Here is a 17,635-nt window from a genome sequence, read left to right on the forward strand (position 1 = left end):
TAGCGATAAATCACAACGATCTTGACGCAAAATCGAGATCTATGTCTTTCTCTGTGCTTTGCGTCAATTTTCGTGATTACCCGAGCATATTATTTATGTTCAACTCAAGCGTTGCCAATTGCTTAGCGACTTTACCAACATCACCGGCACCTTGAGTTAAGATCAGGTCGCCGTCTTGTATAACGTTAGCTAAAACTGACGGTAATTGCTCTATTTCAGGCACAAAAATTGGATCTACCTTCCCACGACTACGAATCGTTCGGCATAAAGCACGACCATCAGCGCCAGCGATAGGTTTTTCACCCGCCGCATAGACATCGAGCATGATCAGTACATCAACTTGCTCCAGCACGTTAGCAAAATCATCGTAAAGGTCACGAGTTCGACTGTAACGATGTGGCTGGAAGATCATAACAAGACGCTTGTCTTGCCAACCGGCGCGCGCTGCATTGATCGTCACATCCACTTCTGTTGGGTGGTGACCGTAGTCATCAACAAGCATTGCATGGCCGTTTCCAGTATCAAACTCGCCTAAATGATCAAAACGACGACCTGTACCTTGGGTTCCCGCCATTGCTTTTAAGATAGCTTCATCAGTGATGTCGTCTTCTGTCGCTACGGCAATCGCGGCTGACGCATTGAGTGCATTGTGGCGACCTGGGATATTTAGTGTGATATCCAGATTCGCACGCCCTTCACGAACCACGGTGAACTTGCCTTGCTGGCCTTCTTGGTGGTAGTTCTCGATACGTACATCGGCATCTTCAGAAAAACCGTAAGTGATCACTTGGCGGCTAATACGTGGAATCAGCTCGCGAATCACAGGATCATCTATACACACGATCGCTTGACCGTAAAACGGTAAATTATGAAGGAAGTCGATGAAGGTTTGCTTCAAAGTTTCAAAATCGCCGCCGTACGTATCCATATGGTCTGCTTCGATGTTCGTGACGATGCTCACCATAGGTTGTAGATGCAGAAATGACGCATCACTCTCGTCCGCTTCTGCAATCAAAATTCGGCTAGAACCTAGACGCGCGTTAGTGCCAGCACTCTTAACTAGACCACCGTTAACAAACGTTGGATCTAAACCTGCTTCAGAATAGATTTGTGTCACTAACGCAGTCGTCGTCGTTTTACCGTGCGTGCCTGCAACGGCAATACCATGACGGAATCGCATTAGCTCGGCAAGCATCTCTGCACGGCGTACAATTGGAATACGTAATTCGCGAGCCGCGATGACTTCTGGGTTTTCTTCGTTGATCGCTGTTGAAACCACAACCACACTGGCTTTTTCCACATTGCTGGCTTGGTGACCGATAAACACGGTTGCACCTTTTGATACTAAACGCTCCGTCACTGGGTTCTCTGATAAATCAGAACCCGTGATTTGGTAGCCTTCGTTCAACAGCACTTCTGCAATGCCGCTCATGCCCGCACCACCAATACCGATGAAGTGGATGGATTTCACGCGGCGCATCTCTGGCACCATTGCGCGAATCTGAGCTAAGTCTTGTGTATGTTGGATTGTCATCAATTCTATTCTCAATAATTCGTTAACGCTTTTCGGTCAAAGCGACAATGGCTTGTGCGACTGTTTTATCCGCATCTAACTTTGCTGCACTGCGTGCTTGCTCAGCCATTGTAAGTAAAGCTTGTCGATCCAATTGTTGGATCTGTTGAGTCAATGACTCAACGGTTAAATCTGGTTGTTCAATCATCTTAGCCGCACCGCAATCCACCAAGTGGTCTGCATTCAATGCTTGCTGGCGGTCTTTATGCATAAACGGCACAAAAATGGCACCAACACCGGCCGCTGAAACTTCAGAAACAGTGAGTGCACCTGAACGACAAACCAAAAGGTCAGCCCATGCATAAGCATTTGCTACATCGTCGATGAATTCGGTTACTTCTGCATTCACAACACCATTGGCTTGGTACGCTGTATTCACTTCTTCAGCAGCACCTTTACCCGCTTGATGACGAATACAGTAATCTTCGCCCAATTTAGCCATCACTTCTGGCAGAGTTTGGTTAAGAATTCGTGCGCCTTGGCTTCCTCCCATCACCAAAATCCGAATCGGACCTTGTCGCTCTTGCATCCGCTCAGTTGGCGCTTCCAATTGAGTCACGTCTTCACGAACTGGGTTGCCAACGACTTCTGCTTTTGGAAAAGCACCAGGAAAGGCTTGAAATACCTTTTTGGCAATTTTCGACAGCCATTGGTTAGTTAAACCCGCGACAGCATTTTGTTCATGCAGGACAACAGGAATACCACTCATCCAAGCAGCAATACCACCAGGACCACTCACGTAACCACCCATACCAAGCACGGCATCTGGCTGCCAGCGTTTCATGTGAGCACGAGCCTGCTTGATGGCATTAATAATCTGAAATGGTGCCACAAGAAGACGCTTAACGCCTTGACCTCGTAGACCTTTTACTTTGATAAAGTCGATTTCAATGCCATGTTTCGGCACTAAATCCGCCTCCATTCTATCCGCAGTACCTAACCAGCGGATCTCCCAGCCTTGCTCCTGCAGTTGTTTTGCAACCGCTAAACCTGGGAACACGTGACCGCCAGTACCACCAGCCATCACCATCAAACGTTTATTTTTCTTCATCAATTTGTTTTTCTAGTTCTTTCTGGCCGTGCTTCAAACGGCATTCATGATCGATACGCAGCAATATAGACACCGCTACAGACATAATGATTAAACTCGAACCACCATAACTGATCAGCGGCAGAGTAAGACCTTTGGTTGGAACGATACCGGCCGCTGCGCCAACATTAACCAGCGTTTGGAAAGCAAACCAAATACCAATACCAAATGCGAGGTAACCGCCAAACATTTCGCCTTCTTCAAAAGCACGTTTGCCGATATAAACTGCTTTTAGCACCAAACTGAAAATCAGCATTAGCACTAACACGACGCCAACAAAACCCAGCTCTTCAGCCAGTACCGCAAACACGAAGTCGGTGTGCGCTTCTGGAAGATATTCCAGTTTTTGAATCGAGTTGCCTAAGCCTTGCCCAAACCATTCACCACGACCAAACGCCATGAGAGATTGAGTCAACTGATAGCCGCTACCAAATGGGTCTTCCCAAGGGTCGAGAAACGAGGTAACACGACGAATACGGTATGGCTCGACCAAAATCAAGCCAACCACGGCAGCAATACCAGCAATCATGAGCGCTAAAAACTGAGTCAGCTTGGCTCCAGCAATGAACAGCATGCCAAACAGTGTCACCAGCATTACAACCACGGTACCTAGATCGGGCTGCCCTAGAAGCAACACGGCGAAGAAGGCAAACACCATGATGGGCTTCATGAAACCGCCAAAGAAGGTTTGGCGAACTTCGTCTTGCTTACGCACCAGATAACCGGACATGAAGACAAATAGCGAGAGCTTCGCGACTTCGGCCGGTTGCAAGTTAAACAGTCCCAGCGGGATCCAACGCGATGCACCGTTTACCGACTTACCAGCCAATAATACGATGATGAGTAAACCAAACGAGATCCACAATAAGTAATGGCTTCGCTTAAACCATTGTTCTAGTGGGATTTGAAGAATGACGGCAGACACACCAATCGCCAGCACCAAGAAAGTGGCATGACGGAACATAAAGTGAAATGGCTGATCCGTCAGACGTGAGCTTATTGGAAATGATGCTGATGTCACCATCACCAAACCGGTTAACATCAAACCCAGTGCAATCCATACGAGTTGACGGTCAAAGAGCGCCTCTGGAGCAGGATGCTTAAGCCAAGTGCCAATGCTGCGTTTAACGTTACCTAAACCCACGAAGTGTGTGACCTTTAATTATGCATATTTCTCAGCAAGAGCCGCAAATGCGTCACCCCTTGCCATAAAGTTGTCGAATTGATCAAAGCTAGCACATGCCGGAGATAGCATCACCATATCGCCCGTATTTAACTGCGAAGATATCTGTTGAATCACATCTTCCATGGTGTCGAAACGAGTTGCGGATTCATGCAGTGGCATAAAATCATCGCCATCTTTGCCAAAGCAGCAAAGCTGCAAGTTAAGCGTCGCTAAGATCGGCTTTAATGGTGTGAAATCTGCGCCTTTACCAACACCACCAACCAACAAATACAATTTACCCATTGATTCTAAGCCAGAAAGCGCAGCCATAGTGCTCGCAATATTAGTTGCTTTGGAGTCATTCACCCATTTTACACCATGATTATCCGCAACCACTTGGCATCGATGTGTCAAACCAGTGTAAGTTTTCAGTGCATTCAAGGATTTGTGATAATCCACATCCGCCGCTTTAAGCAGAGCAAGTACGACGAGAGCGTTAGCCAGATTGTGCTTACCAACCAACTTCAATTCATCACTGGCAATCACGCGCTGACCATGATCAAGCAGCCAAGTACGGTTACCGTCAACTTCAAGGCCGTATGCTTGTTCATCACTACCAAACGTCACCAACGGTATTTCAGTCTCAGGGAAGGTTTCTCGATCATCACGGTTAACCAATGCCAGTTCTGCGTTATTAAAAATGCGCAGCTTAGCTTGTCGGTAGTCCGCCATGCCGTCATAACGATCCATGTGGTCTTCCGAAAGGTTTAGAAACGCAGCCGCTTTAAGCTTCAAGCTTGATGTGGTTTCTAGTTGGAAGCTAGATAGTTCAAGTACATACAAATCTGCGTCTTGCTCTAGCAAATCGAGAGCAGGAACCCCGATATTGCCACCAACACCGACCGTTAACCCGGCAGCTTTTGCTAACACGCCTGTTAGGTCTGTTACCGTGCTTTTACCATTAGAACCGGTAATCGCAATAACAGGTTTATCGACTGCCCACGCGAAGAGCTCGATATCACCAACAACTGGCTTTCCTTTCGCAAGAACCGATTGTATTTCTGGTGTCGCTAAGGCGATGCCTGGGTTAGTCACGACTAAGTCAGCTTCTGCAAGCCATTCGGTATTCCAGCCACCGCTGTGGAGTTCTACCTGCTCTGACAAACGCTCAGCCCCCGGAGGGTTAGTGCGCGTATCAATGACTTTGATCGTCAGTTGCGGTTGAGTTTTTGTGAGGTGTTTAACGACAGAGAGCCCGGTAATACCGAGCCCTACGACGACGACCTTATGTATGTTTTGCCAACGTTCCATATTTGATCACGCAATTTGTCTTGTTCTTGGAAAGTGCGATTAACGCACTTTCAGAGTCGCTAGACCAATCAGAACAAGAACCATAGAAATAATCCAGAAGCGCACGATTACGCGAGGCTCTGGCCAACCTTTTAATTCGTAGTGATGGTGAATCGGTGCCATACGGAAAATACGCTGACCACGTAGTTTATAAGAACCTACCTGTAGAATTACCGATAGCGTTTCCATTACAAACACACCACCCATGATCACCAGTACCAACTCTTGACGAACCAGTACAGCGATAGTACCAAGCGCGCCACCTAGAGCAAGTGAACCAACATCGCCCATGAATACTTGTGCTGGGTAAGTGTTGAACCACAAGAAACCAAGGCCCGCACCAACGATTGCAGTACAAACGACAACCAGCTCAGAAGCGTGTGGGAGGTATGGAATATGAAGGTATTCAGAGAAGTTAATGTTACCTGTTGCCCAAGCAATCACAGCAAAGCCAGCCGCAACCAGAACCGTTGGCATGATAGCCAAGCCGTCTAGGCCATCGGTTAGGTTTACCGCATTACTAGTACCCACAATAACGAAGTAAGTGAGGATAATGTACATCAAGCCAAGTTGCGGCATGATGTCTTTAAAGAATGGCACAACAAGTTGAGTAGCTGCGGTATCTTTGCCGTAAGCGTACAACGCAAACGCCACGACAAATGCAATCAGCGACTGCCAAAAGTACTTCCAACGAGCAATCAGGCCGTCGGTATTCTTACGAACGACTTTACGATAATCATCAACAAAACCAATCGCCCCATAACCAAGCAGTACCGTCAGCACCGCCCACACGTATGGGTTCGATAAATCAGTCCATAAAAGAATAGTGATTGAAATAGCAGCCAAAATCATGATCCCCCCCATTGTAGGGGTACCACGCTTGCTAAAGTGAGACTCTGGACCTTCGTTACGAACAACCTGACCAATTTGTAGCATCTGTAGACGCTTGATCATGATAGGCCCCATCCATAAAGACAGACCTAAAGCAGTAAGTACACTAAGGATTGCTCGAAACGACAGGTATTCAAACAATCGGAAAAAAGACAGGTATGGCTGTAGCAGCTCGGCAAGCCAAATAATCATTAATAATACTCCTTCAAAGCAGCAGCGACTTCAAACATACGAGCACCGTTCGCTCCTTTCACCAACATTGTATGGTGTTGAGGTGCGGTTTGGTCTAGATGCTGCTTGATGTAGTCAATCATCTCTGGATGTGTCTCGAAATGGATGCCATCACAAAGTTCGCTAATGACCTTCGTGTCTGCACCATACGTGAGAACGTGTTCAAATTTTTGTGGGGCAGCATGTTCCCCGACTTGACGATGAAGTGCAAGACTTTCCTCACCCAACTCCGCCATATTGCCTAAAATCAACCAACGCTCACCTTGGAATGCACTAAGCAAGTCCACCGCGGCCTTCATCGCTGGAACACTCGCGTTATAGCTGTCATCAATTAGCTTGATTTTATCGCTGAGTTCCTCAACTTCGACTCGACCTTTCACTTTGTTTAAATGTTTAAGGCCATCACGAACTTCTTCTAACGTCGCGCCCATTTGTAACGCAATGATAGAAGCCGCAATCGCGTTCGCAACGTTGTGTTGACCTATAATACCCAGAGACAGTTCAATTTCTTGTGAGTCTATTGCGAGATGTAGGTTAAAGCTTGCTTCGCCGGCGGCGTTCATTACAACATTTGTTGCATAAAAGTCAGCATCTGTGTTCGTTTGAGAAAATGTGATGACTTGCTTATCGGCAAGAACATGGTTCCACTTCTCACCACCATTGCTATCGAGGTTCACAATCGCAACACCGCCCGCAGGCAATCCCTGATAAATCTCGCCTTTAGCCTGTTTTACGCCATCAATCGAACCAAATCCCTCTAAGTGAGCGGCGGCTACGTTGTTGACTAACGCAATGTTAGGATGAACCAGTTGAGTCGTGTATTCGATCTCACCAATATGGTTGGCCCCAAGCTCAATCACAGCGTAATCATCGTCTTGTTGCGATCTCAATAACGTAAGCGGAACACCAATGTCATTGTTGAAGTTGCCCGCGGTAAACAGCACTTTGCCTTTCAACTGCAGGATACTTGCAACCATCTCTTTTACTGTAGTTTTGCCACAACTGCCTGTAATCGCCACTGTCGGTGTTTGACACGAATTGTGTACCCAAGATGCGACTTCACCTAACGCTATCTTAGTATCGGTAACAACAACTTGAGGGACATTCACATTAAGTTGCTTTTGCACTAACAGTGCACCCGCCCCTGACTCCACCGCTTGTTGGCAGAAATCGTGAGCATCAAAACGCTCTCCAACCAAAGCAACAAAAAGAGCACCCTGTTCGATCGCTCGAGTGTCGGTAGAAACAGATTCAATAAATAGGTCATTGCCAACCAGTTCACCGCCAGTCATATCCGCGACTTGAGAAAGCGTTACTGTGATCATGATGAAAGCCCCAATAGCGTCATGGCTGACTCGCGGTCAGAGTAATGGATGGTTCCAGAGTTTAGAATTTGGTAGTCCTCATGACCTTTACCTGCCAGAAGGATAATGTCTTGCGGAGAAGCATGTTCCAGTGCGTAAGACAGCGCTTTAAAACGGTCATGCTGCACAATCGCCTCAGCAGGTTTTGTTAGGCCGGCCAGCATGTCTTTCATGATCAGCACAGGGTCTTCAATGCGAGGGTTATCATCGGTAAGCACTATCTTGTCACCCAAACGCTCAGCGATTTCCGCCATCATTGGGCGCTTACCAGCATCACGGTCACCACCACAGCCGAAAATAGCCCAAAGCTCACCCTGGCAATGCACACGCAATGCTTGCAGCGCTTTTTCTAGCGCGTCAGGCGTGTGGGCGTAATCCACCACGACTTTTGCCTTGTCGTCAGCTTGGAAGAGTTCCATACGTCCAAGAACAGGCTGTAATTGGCCTGCCGTTGCCAGCAAATCTTGCTTGCTAAAACCGAGACTAAGTAACGTTGTGAATGCCAACATCAGGTTCGCTGCATTGAACTCGCCAATCAGCGGCGCATGAAGTATTCCTTCACCAAACTTGCCATCAAACTCAATCATAATGCCTGACTCTGCGTAAACAATGTCAGTAGCAAATACGGATTGTAGGAATTCTGAATTCGGCTTGAGTGAAACAGCTATGGCATTCGATAATTGCTTCGCCCACGCAGCTCCCACTGTATCATCGACATTGATGATCGCATGCTCGCATTGGTGAGTGGTAAACAGCATCAGCTTCGCCTTTGCATATTCTTCCATCGTGCCATGATAATCCAAGTGATCACGGCTCAGATTGGTGAACACACCAGCGGTAAAAGACAATGCTTTAACACGACCTTGAATCAGACCATGAGAGGAAACTTCAAGCGCAGTGTATTGTGCTTTTTGCTCGGCGAGCGAGGATAGGGTCTTTTGGATTTCAACTGCGTTGCCTGTGGTGTTTGCGGCTTCTTGCAGATCATCTAGAAAGCCATTCCCTGTTGTCCCCATTACCGCCGCTTTGGAACCGACCAAATCAATCCATTGGGCAATAAGCTGAGTGATGGTGGTTTTGCCGTTGGTGCCAGTGACACCAATCAGCTCCATATTGGGATAATGGTAGAACTGACCTGCGATTTGAGAAAGGCACTTATCCAGTGCATCGAGGTAAATCACTGGAACATTATCAACAATCTCAATCGTACCGTGTGCTTTTCGCTCACAGGCTTGAGCGATCGCCGCGTTAGCACCTTGCTGGATGGCCTTCGCGATAAAATCACGTCCATCGACAGCATGGCCAATGATGGCAACAAAAGTAGTGCCGGACTGAACTCGTCTACTATCGAGTTCCAGTTCAGAGACAAGAACGGACGACAAACTTGGGCAATCAACCCAATTGGAAAGCAGCGCGTCCATACTGATGGCTTTGGTCATATTTGTTCTCCGAGCTTTAGCTCAGCTTTCTAGATTTTGTTTCTCAGTAAACATCGAAGCCTACTGTTGGAATTTGTTTTCGTCAGGGGCAACATTCAGAATTTGCAGCGCGCCTTTCATGATTTCAGAAAAGACTGGCGAAGCAACTGAACCGCCATAGTAGTCATCACCTTGCGGTTCATTAACTACAACAACCAATGCAAGTCTTGGATCACTCACAGGAGCAACACCGGCCGTGTAGTTGATGTACTCATCACTATAGCCACCAGCGGTTGCTTTTCGAGCCGTACCCGTTTTGGCACCAACTCGATAGCCCGGAACCGCAGCACGACGGGCTGAACCGCCTTTTTGCGTTACCGTTTCCAGCATATCGAGTACAAGGCGTGCATTTTTTTGGCTAACAACTTGGCGAGCCATATCGTTGTCGTTACTTTCGATAATATGAATCGGCTCATATTTACCTAAGTTACCCAAGGTTGCGTAAGCATGCGCTAACTGAATTGGGGTCACCGATAAACCGTAACCAAAGGCGATGGTGGCGCGTTCAATTGGCGACCAACGCGAGCGACTCGGAAAAATACCCACAACTTCACCGACTAAGTTCAAGCCAGAAAGTTCTCCCAAACCAACAGAACTGTATAAACCAAGCAATGCTTCTACTGGCATACGCATAGCTAACTTGGTCACACCGATATTACTCGATTTCTTCAAGATGGTCGTTAAGCTCGCTTTTCCTACCTTTGGTGCATCACGAACACGGCTGCCACCCAATTGAAGAATACCGTTTCCAGTATCTACGATGGTGTCTTTATCTGCGACCTCATTTTCTAAGGCGGCTAAAACAACGAATGGCTTAATTGTAGAGCCCGGCTCTAAAGAGTCGGTGATTACTCGGTTACGCATTTTGTAACTTTGCCAATCGCTACGATTATTTGGGTTATAAGATGGCGCGTTCACCATCGCCAACACAGCGCCCGTTTTTACATCAAGCACCACTACAGAACCAGATGTTGCGCGATGGTCAGCAACCGCTTGTTTAATTGCGCGATAAGCAACAGCTTGAATTCGCTGATCAATAGTCAGTTGTAGCGGTTTACCTTCTTGTTTCTCTTCAAGAGCAATATTCTCAACAACACGGCCATAGCGGTCTTTACGAATGGTTTTCTTGCCTGCAGCACCAGTTAACCATTCATCATAGCTTCGCTCTACACCTTCTAGACCATGACCATCAATCCCCGTAACACCGACTAAGTGAGCACTAACCTCACCTGCAGGATAGTAACGACGAGATTCAGATTTCAAACCTACACCAGGTAGTTTGAGTTCACGAATGTAGTTAGCCATCGCAGGGCTTACCTGACGCTGAAGGTAGATAAAGCGACGCTTTTCATTTTTCTTGATCTTATTGATCAGACCTTGTCGGTCCAAACCAAGAACGTCAGCTAATGCATACCAACTTTTGGTTTGCTGTAGCGCGCCCTCTTTGAAGATGGTTTTTGGATCGGCCCATACAGCCTCAACAGGAACACTAACGGCAAGAGGTTCGCCATTACGATCAGAGATGATACCGCGCGCAGAAGGAATGGCTTTAACACGGACTGAACGAAGGTCACCTTGCTTGATAAGGTTATCAGGCTCGATGATTTGAATGTAGGCAACGCGCCCAACGAGTAGGGCAAATGCACAAAAGACGAAAAACAGCAGTAACTGAAAGCGCCAGCGAATCAAAAAGGATTCGGGTTCAACAACGTCTGTTTCTTGAGGTTCTTTTGCTTCTTTGGTGGGTTGCGACTTTGCAGCAACCACTTTCTTTTCTTTGGCTGCTGGCTTGCGCGAATTTCCTTGTTTCGATTTGGCTTTCTTTCCAATCATTTTAGCGTGATAACCACTTCTTTATCGCCATCTGGTCGTTTCATTTCAAGATCCTTCTTTGCCAAGTCTTGAACGCGACTGTGTTCCGCGAGGGCTGTTTCTTCCAACATTAGGTTGCGCCATTCGCTATCCAATCGCTCTCGCTCAACCAATGTATGATCTTTTTCAGTGATCGCTTGACGCGCATGATGGGTGGCAAAGACCACTCCCATTGCCGATGAGAATATTAAAATCATCAACAATAACGACCAGCGACCAACGGAAATCAAATCCGTCGCAATCAACTTAGCAAGATTAGGAGTGGTTTTCGTCATAATAATTAAAGCTTTTCTGCAATTCTTAGTACTGAACTACGAGAGCGAGGGTTGAGTTCGATTTCTTGCTTCGTTGGCTTAATCGCCTTGCTCACCGCTTTCATGTTTGCACTGCCCAATGCTCGGATTTGTTCTTCCGTCATTGGGATGCCATGTGGCACTTCTGGGCCTTTGCTCTCTTTACGGATAAAGCGTTTCACCATGCGGTCTTCCAACGAATGGAAGCTGATGACCGATAGGCGACCTTCTGGAGCCAAAATGCTTGCCGCGCCTTTTAGTGCAGTATCAATTTCTTCTAATTCACTATTGATGTAAATGCGAAAAGCCTGAAAAGCACGGGTTGCTGGGTGTTTTTTCTCTTTGAAGCTCTTTGGTGCGGCGTCCGAAATCAGCTTCGCTAGCTGACCAGTGCGAACCATCGGCTCGTTTTCTTCGTCTTCGCGGTATGCCACGATAGCTTTGGCAATGCGACGTGCATGTTTGTCTTCACCAAACTCACGAATCACCCAAGTGATATCATCAAGATCAGCTTCCATCAACCATTGTGAAACTGGAACGCCAGAAGTCGGGTCCATACGCATATCTAACGGGCCATCTTTCATAAAGCTAAAGCCACGTTCAGCATCATCAAGCTGTGGAGAAGAAACGCCAAGGTCTAGTAATACACCATCGACTTTACCCACAAGATCGTACTCTTCTGCATACTGTGCCATGCCTGAAAATGGGCCATGGATGATAGTAAAACGAGGATCGTCAATTTTGCCTGCTTCAGCAATCGCTTGAGGGTCGCGATCGATGCTGTACAAGCGGCCGTTTTCGCCTAATTTGGACAAGATAGTTCGGCTGTGACCGCCACGGCCAAATGTTCCATCGATATAGATACCATCGGGTTTGATAGCCAAGCCATCAATGGATTCATTTAATAACACTGAGATATGTTGAAATGTTTCGGTCATAGCTTTCTCGTTGAATGATCTTGAAGCGATTCTTTAGTGTACTGATTTCCCACATCATCGCCACCTCAAGTCTAAAGTTAGACGTGATTCAGCGCCAAGTTTATTGGTAATGACATAGTTTGCGTCAATAAAATGCAAAAAACCCATCACTACCGAAGTAGTGATGGGTCTCGAATAGGTGGAGCCGACACATAAGCCGGGTTCTGTTCCGCTTGCGCGGCGGTAGCCATTCGTCTAGGCCAGCAATCACTCACTGGCTCGAGCAACCTACCCGCCTCCTTACGCGAGCAACGCAATGTGGAGGCCTATTTGGTCTTGCTTCAGGTGGAGTTTACCCTGCTACGAACTATTACTAGTCGTCCGGTGCGCTCTTACCGCACCCTTTCACCCTTACCTGTGCCCTAAGGCCATCGGCGGTCTTCTCTCTGCTGCACTTGTCGTAGGCTTGCGCCCCCCAGGCGTTACCTGGCACCTTGCTCTATGAAGCCCGGACTTTCCTCCCCTTTGTCAGTCTCCCGAAGGACGTCAACGTCAGTCTCCCAAAGGGACCTCAACGTCAGTCTCCCGAAGGACATCAACAAAGCAGCGACTACCCAGTCAGCTCCGAGGGCGGATTGTATAGAGTTATCTACTCAGAGTCTAGTGAGATCACAGAATTGCTGAAAACGGCGGGTTAAGTGCTCAAAAAGACAGCAGCGAATGGAAACGCTTCGCTCCGAGAGAAAGAAAAATGGAGCACTAAGGTTTGGAACTCGAGATCATGATGCTCCGAAGGATGGCCTTGAAAGTTAAAGTGGGAAAATAAATGCACAGTTACATTAACAACGCACTTCTTACCCCTGTCTATGTAAGATTAAAAACTCCTCCACTCATAAACAACAAAAGGAGAGTCGCGTTAACGACTCCCCTTCTTAATCTTATCTAGATAACTCTGAAAACTAACGGCGCTTAAAGGAAACTACCGAAGCGCCAACGCTCTACGGACTTCTAGTTCAGATTCTCTAAGCCCCACTTATAAAGTGCGTTCTTTTTCAGGCTGTAGATTTCTGCGGCTAATGCTGCAGCTTTCTTTAACGGCAGTTCTTTTGTCAGAATAGCCAAAGTGCGGGTCGCTTCGTCTGGTAGCGATTCTTCGCTTGAATCACGGTGACCGTGAATAAGGAGTACCATCTCACCACGTTGTTGGTTTCCGTCACTTTTCACCCATTCAATCAGTTCGCCAAGTGGCATTCCCTGAATAGTTTCAAAGGTTTTCGTTAACTCACGAGCTAACACGACTTCTCGTTCTGGGCCAAGAACGTCTAACATGTCTTGTAGAGAGTCTAAAATGCGATGCGGTGATTCATAAAAGATACAAGTGCGTTCTACTGACGCAATTTCTAAGAACTTGTCTTTACGGCCTTTGCTTTTCGGTGGTAGAAAGCCTTCAAAGCTAAAACGATCCGATGGCAAACCAGACGCACTTAACGCAGTGATGACCGCACACGCACCAGGAAGAGGCACAACTCTAACGCCCGCTTGACGACATTTTGTTACCAAGTGGTATCCTGGATCGCTTATTAGCGGCGTACCAGCGTCAGACACCAAAGCGATTGACTGACCTGATAGTAGCTTTTCAACCAAAACTTGCGCTTTTTGCTGCTCGTTATGATCGTGTAGCGCGAAAGTTTTGGTTTGGATATTGAAGTGAGACAGTAATTTGCCCGTATGTCGAGTATCCTCAGCGGCAATGATGTCCACATTCGACAGAACTTCGATAGCACGTTGAGTGATATCCGCTAAATTTCCGATTGGAGTCGGTACGATGTAGAGAGTTGGCCCCTCATTCGGCAACTTATTTTTATCTGTCATTTGTTTACGATCACTTCAACGATTAATATAGAGACAATTTTGTACAAAATTATAGAGAACTCACGGCAATGATGAACCATAAGAGACTCAGTGTACCACGCTTACTCACTCCTGTTGCACTGGCAATTACGCTCGCCGCCTGTTCTTCAGGCCCGCGCCAACCAGATAGCGTAGACATTACACTAGAGCCTACACAGTCTGCTCAGAACTACATGATTCAAGCTGATAGCACGGAAGGTAGCCTACAAAACGACTGGTTGATCATGGCTGCAAAAGCGGCGATTCAAGCCAACGAATTGGATCAAGCAGAGTTGCTTATCAAGCGACTTGGCCGCCAGCAATTGACCGAAGTTCAACAAGCTGAATGGCAACTGGCTCGAGCGACCATACAACAAAAGCAAGGCAATTACTCTCAATTGCTGCAAACGTTGAACTTCCAATCATGGTGGAAGCTGCCAAGTGAGCAGTGGAAAGACTACTACCAATTGCGTGCTGACGCTTATCAAAGTCTGAACCAACCGTTCGAAGCAAACCGTCAGCTCGTAGCTCAAGGTCAATATGCTTCATCCGCAGAACAACGTGAGATCTCTAGCCGAATTTGGATGAATTTTGGCAGCTATTCTGAAAACGAATTAACGTCATTGCAAACAGCGCCAAATGAAGATGTGCTGGACGGGTGGCTGCAATTAGCTATCTACGCCAAAACACTTTCAAGTAACTTACCTCAATTACAAAACACCTTAGAGCGCTGGTTAGACGAAAATCCATCACACCCAGCTGCGGTTTATACGCCAGCAGAAATCCAAAATATCTTGTCGCTGGATATTGTGAAACCAAACAATACGGCGCTGTTGTTACCACTAACCGGTAAATTTGCACCGCAAGCTCAGTTGATCCGTGATGGTTTCATCTTCGCAATGATGAATGATGATGTACGCGACCCAAGTGCAACGTTAACCGTAATTGATACTCACGCGTACAGTGCAGACCAAATCAAACAGCGCTTAATCAATGAGAATATCGACTTTGTTGTGGGACCACTACAGAAAGAAAACGTTGAGAAACTGCAAGCAACACTAGATGGCTCAGAAACTGGTGTGAAGATCCCAGCACTGGCATTGAACATCCCAGAGGAAGTTCAACCAGGAACAGACATGTGTTACCTAGCACTGTCTCCAGAGCAAGAAGTCGCACAAGCGGCGAAGTACCTTTTCAATCAGGGCTACCAATTCCCAATGATCTTGGCTCCGAATGGCGCCTACGGTCAGCGTGTGGTTGAAGCCTTCAATGAAGAGTGGCGCAAGTACAGCTCAAATAAAGTGGCTTCGAGCTACTTTGGCGATAAACGTCAGTTACAGAAGAACATTAACAATGTATTCGGTCTACAAGAGAGCCAGCAGCGTATAGCCCAAATGCAGTCACTGATGCGTATTTCTTTAGAGAGCCCACCACGCAGTCGTCGTGATGTCGATGCGGTTTACATTGTCGCACGAAGCTCTGAGCTAACACTGATTAAGCCCTTTATTGAAGTAGCGATTAACCCAGATGCGAAGCCGCCAAAACTGTTCTCAAATTCACGCAGTAACAGTGGTGGTGCAACGTATGAAGATCTATCTGGTGTGGCTTACAGTGACATTCCAATGTTGATCAACCCTGACCCTACCGTTATGGCAGAAATGAACGAGTTATGGTCAGATCAATCCAACATGGAAAAACGTTTAGAAGCACTTGGTATGGACGCCTATAAGCTCATTGGTGAGTTACCACAGATGAAGCTTCTGCCGGGTTACTCAGTAAGCGGCCAAACAGGTGTACTTAGCATTGACAACAACTGTGTTGTGCAACGCGAGCTAGACTGGGCCGAGCGTGGGGCTCTTTAGCAAGCGACAAATCGGTGATCAATACGAAACCCTGGCGAAGCAATATTTGCAGCGTCAGGGTTTACGCTTTATAGCTCAAAACTTTCTGACCAAAGTCGGCGAAATTGATTTAATCTTCCAACAAGGTGAAACTATCGTCTTTGTTGAGGTCAAATATCGTAATAATGATCGCTTTGGCTCAGCAGCAGAGATGGTCACTCGCGCAAAAATGCGTAAACTAGTCAAAACAGCCCAAATTTGGCTAAGCCAGCAAAAACGTATGGCACAAAATATAGATTATCGGTTTGATGTGGTCGCCATTCACGACAGTGGTAGAGACATTAACTGGATACAAAATGCAATCTCTGAAGGATAAACGATGCTAGACAGCATTAAAGACAGTTTTACAGAAAGTATTCAAATTCAAATTGCGGCAGCAGAAGCGCTGCCAGATGCCATCACTCACGCCGCTCAAGCAATGGTGTCGAGCCTGCTCAATGGCAACAAGATCCTATGCTGTGGCAACGGTGGCAGTGCTTCGAACTCGCAACAGTTTGTCTCTTGCCTTTTGAACCGATTCGAAACTGAACGCCCTAGCCTTCCAGCAATGGCTTTAACAGCAGACAACACAACATTGACTGCTGTAGCGAACGATTACCACTACCAAGAGATATTCTCTAAGCAAGTACGCGCATTTGGTCAACCGGGCGATATCTTGTTGGCGATCTCAACCAGTGGCAACAGCAAAAACGTCATTAAAGCAATGGAAGCCGCAGTAACTCGCGACATGACGATCATTGCTTTTACGGGTAAAGATGGTGGTGAAATGGCTGGTCTACTGGGTGAGCACGACGTTGAAATTCGTATTCCATCCCACCGTACAGCGCGCATTCATGAAGTTCATATGGTGACACTTCACTGCCTGTGCGATCTAATCGACCAAGTGCTTTTCCCAGCTCACGAAGAATAATCCAGATTGAGAGTTTAGAATTATGATACGTAGTCTTGTCATTTTATGTGCAGCACTCAGTATGAGTGGTTGTGCAGGTTTATTTATTGCCGGGGCAGCGACAACTGCCAATATCGTCACTGATACGCGAACCACCAAAGAGATTTGGCAAGACAACAACATCGAATTCGAAGTTGCGGCCATCGGTAACAAAGCCCCCTTCAAAGGCAAGGCTCGTATCGTCGCTAGCGCATACAACGGAACGGTTGTTCTAATGGGACAAGCACCGACTCAAGAGCTCATCAATGAGTTTGAAAATCGAGCACGTGAAGTTGATGGCGTTGAGAACATCCATAATCAAATTAAACAGAAAGAGCCACTGAGCGTAACTCAAATCAGCAACGACAGTTGGATTACCACAAAAGTAAAATCCGCCTTGTTGACTGACAGCGATCTAAACGGTGTGAAAGTAAAAGTCATTACCGAAGACAGCGACGTATTCTTATTTGGTTACGTGACACCTGAGCAAAGTCAGAAAGCAACTGATATCGCACGAAACATTTCTGGAGTAAAACAAGTCATTAAAGGGTTCCAATACGGCGATGAAAAACCACTCGAAGTGGAAGAGTCCGAAGTGGTGAAAAGCCAAGAAGCTGAAGTCAGTGACTTGAATACCACAACAAAAGCAACGCCGATAGAAGAAACTGACGTGAATTAGTGTTGCAGCGTAG

Annotated in this window: 15 protein-coding genes and 1 other RNA gene; 4 read left to right on the forward strand and 12 right to left on the reverse strand. The window is 46.8% G+C overall.

Annotated features, from left to right (window positions below):
- Nucleotides 1-76 precede the first annotated feature (76 nt).
- From murC to rsmI, 12 genes are all read right to left on the reverse strand, one after another.
- Complete coding sequence (murC, locus tag BCT11_RS16335) at nucleotides 77-1,534, reverse strand: UDP-N-acetylmuramate--L-alanine ligase (protein WP_038866265.1); 1,458 nt, start codon at nucleotides 1,532-1,534, stop codon at nucleotides 77-79.
- A gap of 22 nt (nucleotides 1,535-1,556) precedes the next feature.
- Nucleotides 1,557-2,624 carry an undecaprenyldiphospho-muramoylpentapeptide beta-N-acetylglucosaminyltransferase gene (murG, locus tag BCT11_RS16340; protein WP_039974732.1) on the reverse strand — a complete coding sequence of 356 codons (1,068 nt, stop codon included), beginning with the start codon at nucleotides 2,622-2,624 and terminating at the stop codon, nucleotides 1,557-1,559.
- The gene (gene ftsW / locus BCT11_RS16345; protein WP_038866261.1) at nucleotides 2,611-3,807 is read right to left on the reverse strand and encodes a cell division protein FtsW; all 1,197 of its coding nucleotides are present in this window, start codon (nucleotides 3,805-3,807) and stop codon (nucleotides 2,611-2,613) included. The genes murG and ftsW overlap by 14 nt, the downstream gene beginning before the upstream one ends.
- Before the next feature lie 18 nt (nucleotides 3,808-3,825).
- A complete protein-coding gene (gene murD / locus BCT11_RS16350; protein ID WP_102388760.1) occupies nucleotides 3,826-5,139 on the reverse strand; it encodes a UDP-N-acetylmuramoyl-L-alanine--D-glutamate ligase in 1,314 nt (437 codons plus the stop codon).
- Between the two features lie 39 nt (nucleotides 5,140-5,178).
- Entirely contained in the window at nucleotides 5,179-6,261 is a 1,083-nt protein-coding gene (gene mraY, locus BCT11_RS16355; protein ID WP_038866256.1) for a phospho-N-acetylmuramoyl-pentapeptide-transferase, read from the reverse strand.
- The gene (murF, locus tag BCT11_RS16360; RefSeq protein ID WP_039974729.1) at nucleotides 6,261-7,625 is read right to left on the reverse strand and encodes a UDP-N-acetylmuramoyl-tripeptide--D-alanyl-D-alanine ligase; all 1,365 of its coding nucleotides are present in this window, start codon (nucleotides 7,623-7,625) and stop codon (nucleotides 6,261-6,263) included. Before murF ends, mraY begins: the two co-directional genes overlap by 1 nt.
- Nucleotides 7,622-9,103, reverse strand: coding sequence for a UDP-N-acetylmuramoyl-L-alanyl-D-glutamate--2,6-diaminopimelate ligase (gene murE / locus BCT11_RS16365; protein WP_102388761.1), 1,482 nt, complete (start codon nucleotides 9,101-9,103; stop codon nucleotides 7,622-7,624). The genes murF and murE overlap by 4 nt, the downstream gene beginning before the upstream one ends.
- 60 nt (nucleotides 9,104-9,163) lie before the next feature.
- Nucleotides 9,164-10,975, reverse strand: a complete 1,812-nt coding sequence (locus BCT11_RS16370) for a penicillin-binding transpeptidase domain-containing protein (RefSeq protein WP_096030829.1) — start codon at nucleotides 10,973-10,975, stop codon at nucleotides 9,164-9,166.
- Complete coding sequence (gene ftsL, locus BCT11_RS16375) at nucleotides 10,972-11,289, reverse strand: cell division protein FtsL (RefSeq protein ID WP_038866253.1); 318 nt, start codon at nucleotides 11,287-11,289, stop codon at nucleotides 10,972-10,974. The genes BCT11_RS16370 and ftsL overlap by 4 nt, the downstream gene beginning before the upstream one ends.
- A 5-nt stretch (nucleotides 11,290-11,294) precedes the next feature.
- Nucleotides 11,295-12,245, reverse strand: coding sequence for a 16S rRNA (cytosine(1402)-N(4))-methyltransferase RsmH (rsmH, locus tag BCT11_RS16380; RefSeq protein WP_038866252.1), 951 nt, complete (start codon nucleotides 12,243-12,245; stop codon nucleotides 11,295-11,297).
- Between the two features lie 176 nt (nucleotides 12,246-12,421).
- Nucleotides 12,422-12,850: RNase P RNA component class A (gene rnpB, locus BCT11_RS16390), an RNA gene on the reverse strand.
- A 382-nt stretch (nucleotides 12,851-13,232) separates the two neighbouring features.
- A complete protein-coding gene (gene rsmI / locus BCT11_RS16395; RefSeq protein WP_038866251.1) occupies nucleotides 13,233-14,096 on the reverse strand; it encodes a 16S rRNA (cytidine(1402)-2'-O)-methyltransferase in 864 nt (287 codons plus the stop codon).
- A gap of 68 nt (nucleotides 14,097-14,164) precedes the next feature.
- Between rsmI and BCT11_RS16400 the strand changes: the two genes are divergently transcribed.
- The 4 genes from BCT11_RS16400 to BCT11_RS16415 are packed head-to-tail and all read left to right on the forward strand — an operon-like array spanning nucleotide 14,165 to nucleotide 17,622.
- Nucleotides 14,165-15,976, forward strand: coding sequence for a penicillin-binding protein activator (locus BCT11_RS16400; protein ID WP_039974726.1), 1,812 nt, complete (start codon nucleotides 14,165-14,167; stop codon nucleotides 15,974-15,976).
- Entirely contained in the window at nucleotides 15,963-16,331 is a 369-nt protein-coding gene (locus BCT11_RS16405) for a YraN family protein (protein WP_038878239.1), read from the forward strand. The genes BCT11_RS16400 and BCT11_RS16405 overlap by 14 nt, the downstream gene beginning before the upstream one ends.
- Nucleotides 16,332-16,334: 3 nt before the next feature.
- Nucleotides 16,335-16,925 carry a phosphoheptose isomerase gene (locus tag BCT11_RS16410; protein WP_038866245.1) on the forward strand — a complete coding sequence of 197 codons (591 nt, stop codon included), beginning with the start codon at nucleotides 16,335-16,337 and terminating at the stop codon, nucleotides 16,923-16,925.
- 22 nt (nucleotides 16,926-16,947) lie between these two features.
- Nucleotides 16,948-17,622, forward strand: a complete 675-nt coding sequence (locus BCT11_RS16415) for a BON domain-containing protein (protein ID WP_038866243.1) — start codon at nucleotides 16,948-16,950, stop codon at nucleotides 17,620-17,622.
- Nucleotides 17,623-17,635: the final 13 nt, after the last annotated feature.

Origin of the sequence: Vibrio sp. 10N.222.52.B12 (genome assembly GCF_002875385.1) — a bacterium.
GTDB lineage: Bacteria > Pseudomonadota > Gammaproteobacteria > Enterobacterales > Vibrionaceae > Vibrio > Vibrio jasicida.